Source organism: Sulfuricurvum sp. (assembly GCF_019163035.1).
Lineage (GTDB): Bacteria > Campylobacterota > Campylobacteria > Campylobacterales > Sulfurimonadaceae > Sulfuricurvum.
On the sequence record NZ_JAFLKV010000057.1, the window covers coordinates 1 to 3,326 of the forward strand.

Here is a 3,326-nt window from a genome sequence, read left to right on the forward strand (position 1 = left end):
TATAAAATCGCTTTAATCATTGGGCGTTTCCTTGTAAATAGTTGAGTACATTTCCAAACGTCTGCTCCAGTAGAGGTTTATTGATCCAAAACCACACCTCTTTCCCTTTTTTTTCGCTCAAGAGCACTTCGGCTTGGCGGAGGATTTTGAGATGGTGAGAGACGGTGGTGCGCGCCAGTGTCGAAGCATCGGAAATCTGCCCCGCCGTGAGCCGCTCATTCGGTTCAAACAGCATTAACATCCGCTGACGGTGTTCATCCCCCAACGCGGTAAAAATATTGGACATCGGTTTCCACTCGCTCGGGAGGACGTCGGTGTAATTGGTTTTCATGATGCAGTTCCTAATAGTTTACTGTAATTGGTATAGATGGGATTGCTTGCCGGGAAATACTCTAATATTGCTTTGGCATAGCGATCAAACGGGTTCGCTTCGCGCGATAGCGCAAAACGTTTGCGATAGGGGAGATCGTAGCTGTTGAGCATTGTGCTAAAGGGTACTGGGAAATCGGTGCCGAAGAGGAGCTTATGGTGGATGTCGCTCTGTCTACTCAGATGGCGCAATACTTTTGCTCTCACTGGGGTGAGGAGGGCGCTGATGTCGGCGTAGAGATTCGGATAACGCTTGAGCATATCGATGAGGAGGTAATACTCGTCGTTAAAATGTTTCGGATTTTTGGAGAGGGCTTTGAATATTTGGCGCGGCTCATAGGTGAGTGCCATGTGGGCGCAGATCACCTGAACCCCCGCTTCGAGTGGTTGATCCAACATCTCGATACTCTCGCACGATTTAAAAGAGTGAACACTGCTCTCACTCCCGACATGGACGATCAGCGGTAGACCGCGCTGTGCGAGTTTGTCGAAATAGGGACGGTAACGCGCTTCACGGGTATCGACCCCCCAGTAGTTTTGTAAAAACTTCGCTCCGGCAAATCCCGCATCCGCGTAGCGGTCGATGAGATCGAGTGCATCGGGGCGTTTGGGGTTGATGGAGAAAAAGGGGATGATGACATCCTCGTTCTCACGGTACAGTGCCGCCACGTCTTCGTTGGTTGCACACACGGTGATGTCTTTGTGAAGTGTTTCTCCCTCTTCATCAACCCGAGCATCGACACCGAAGAGGACGATTTTCTCAACGTGCTGTGAACCTCTGACTGATTCGACCAGCGCACGGGTGTATTCGCCGTAGGGATCGTTCACTAGCGCTTTGGGGTTCATCCCGAACTTTTTGGCGAAAAAGCGGAGTGCCAATTTGTCGTAAAAACGATCAAACGCAACATCACTGCTGAGGAGGTGGGTATGGATATCGATGGTTTTCATAACTATATTCCTAAAAACTTAGACATATCGAAATATTAAATATGTTTTCCTAAAATTATCCTGAAATTTATACATCCCTCTCCCCTGCCTTTTTAATAACTTCTTCCAACCGCTCCGTAAACGCTTGGATATCTTCCTTTGCGATCATCATCGCCTCCAGTATATGAACATCGATGATAAAGGGGACGAGTAACGCTTCCCCTTTGGGGAGGACTTTTCCCGCACCGCCGAGATAGATCGGGATAACGGGAACTGTTGGAGTCATTTTCGCCAGATGGGCAACCCCCGATTTGAATTTGCTCATCTGTTCCGCTTCTCCGCGACTCCCCTCTGGAAAGAGGATGATGCTATCTCCTGCTTCGAGGGCTTGGCGGAGCGGTTCAAGGGGATGGGAATGTGATCTCTCTACCTTTCGGCTCAGCGGGATAATTCCGATGAAGTGGGTCGAGAACCACGCGATAAGGCGGTTTTTCATAAAATAGTCTGCCGCCGCGACGGGGCGGATACGGTGGATTTTACGCAGAGGAAAGAGGCTCATGAGCACAAGGGTATCGAGATGGCTGTTATGGTTGGCGACGATGATGCAGGGTTTATCAGTGCTGAGGTGTTCGCGCCCCCGTACATGAACCCCAAAGATCAGCAGTACCGTAGGACGGACGATGAGGGCGAAAAAGAGCCATTTTAGCATCTCATTATCCTAATAGTAGAGATAGTAGGTGAAATGGAAAAAGAGGGGGGCTGTATAGGTGAGACTATCCACCCGATCAAGTATCCCCCCATGCCCCGGCAATAGATGCCCCGAATCTTTTACCCCGATGTCCCGTTTGACCATCGAGATGACGACATCGCCGACGAACCCCGCACCGCTGATGAGCATCCCCGCCGCGAGTGCTTGAAGCGTCGTAAAAGGGGTGAGAAACGAAAATGCCACCGCAAGAGCGCTGAGGGTGATGAACGCCCCCACGAACCCCTCGACGGTTTTGTTGGGACTTACTTTTGGGACGATTTTATGGCGACCCAGAGTCTTGCCCCAGAGATACTGTAATACATCATTGAGTTCGGTGAGGACAACGAGATAGAGCACCAACTCTTTGCCTCCGACATCATGCCCCGCCACGGCAGGAAGCGTCATCATGTAGGCGAGGTGGCTGAGACCGAAGACGAACATCATCAGTCCCCACTGCACGCGACTCGTGTTCTCTAAAAATCCCTGCGTCTCTCCGATGAGTACCTGACGAAACGGGAGGAGTAAAAAGAGGTAGACGGGTATCCAAATGATAAACATCCCATACCACTGCGCCCCCGCAAACCAGTACTGAAACACGATGGAGAGGTAGGCGTAAAAGATGATACGACGATCGGTGCGACGGGTGGGGATGAGAGTGAAATACTCTTTGAGGGCGAGATAGCTGATGAGGGCGAAAAAGAACATCGCCACTGTGGTATTGAGCATCGCTCCAAGAATAAATGCGCCGATAATGATCCACCAAGAGTAGACTCGATCTTTGAGTTCCTGCGACGTTTTGGTACGAAATACAACCGATACGATCAGTGTGGCAAATGCCAATATCCCCAAAATAATCAGTAAAACGATCCCACTTTTGCCTGAAAAAAGTGTGGTGATTGTCTCTATCATGATTTTAACCCCCGCACAGAGCGTCGAAGCACCGTCCATCCTCCCATCAGTGTTGCGACGATCATAATGGCATCAAACCATCCATCGGGCAAAACTCCCAGCCCAAGAGCCAGCGAGAGGGCACCGATCACAAACGCCCGATCACTTTTCCCCATCGGTCCATCATATCGTCGCACTCCGCCGATGAGTGCTCCCAATACCCCCGCCATCTCGGTGAGGATGGCGACGATGACGAATAGCACGACCCAAAGTGCCGATACACCGCCGATCAAGGCAAAAGGGAGATAAAGCGCCGCATCCGAGAGGACATCGCTCATTTCATTCAGCATCGCCCCCGCGTCGCTTTTCATATCGTGCTCTTTGGCGAGCATCC

Annotated in this window: 4 protein-coding genes and 1 pseudogene; all 5 read right to left on the minus strand. The window is 50.8% G+C overall.

What is annotated here, in order from left to right; genetic code table 11:
- Positions 1 to 16 precede the first annotated feature (16 nt).
- The gene (locus JZU62_RS05030; protein ID WP_295012525.1) at positions 17 to 331 is read right to left on the minus strand and encodes a metalloregulator ArsR/SmtB family transcription factor; all 315 of its coding nucleotides are present in this window, start codon (positions 329 to 331) and stop codon (positions 17 to 19) included.
- Entirely contained in the window at positions 328 to 1,317 is a 990-nt protein-coding gene (locus JZU62_RS05035) for an amidohydrolase family protein (protein WP_295012527.1), read from the minus strand. The genes JZU62_RS05030 and JZU62_RS05035 overlap by 4 nt, the downstream gene beginning before the upstream one ends.
- A 67-nt stretch (positions 1,318 to 1,384) precedes the next feature.
- Positions 1,385 to 2,005, minus strand: a complete 621-nt coding sequence (locus tag JZU62_RS05040; RefSeq protein ID WP_295012529.1) for a lysophospholipid acyltransferase family protein — start codon at positions 2,003 to 2,005, stop codon at positions 1,385 to 1,387.
- A 9-nt stretch (positions 2,006 to 2,014) separates the two neighbouring features.
- A complete protein-coding gene (locus JZU62_RS05045; protein ID WP_295012531.1) occupies positions 2,015 to 2,953 on the minus strand; it encodes a phosphatidate cytidylyltransferase in 939 nt (312 codons plus the stop codon).
- Positions 2,950 to 3,326: pseudogene (locus JZU62_RS05050) on the minus strand (CDP-alcohol phosphatidyltransferase family protein); the annotation flags it as partial. The gene JZU62_RS05045 and the pseudogene JZU62_RS05050, both read right to left, overlap by 4 nt.

Excerpts from the sequence above, each read along its gene's own strand:
- JZU62_RS05030 (WP_295012525.1), bottom strand. The coding sequence starts at position 331 with ATGAAAACCAATTACACCGACGTCCTCCCGAGCGAGTGGAAACCGATG.
- JZU62_RS05035 (WP_295012527.1), bottom strand. The coding sequence starts at position 1,317 with ATGAAAACCATCGATATCCATACCCACCTCCTCAGCAGTGATGTTGCG.
- JZU62_RS05040 (WP_295012529.1), bottom strand. The coding sequence starts at position 2,005 with ATGCTAAAATGGCTCTTTTTCGCCCTCATCGTCCGTCCTACGGTACTG.
- JZU62_RS05045 (WP_295012531.1), bottom strand. The coding sequence starts at position 2,953 with ATGATAGAGACAATCACCACACTTTTTTCAGGCAAAAGTGGGATCGTT.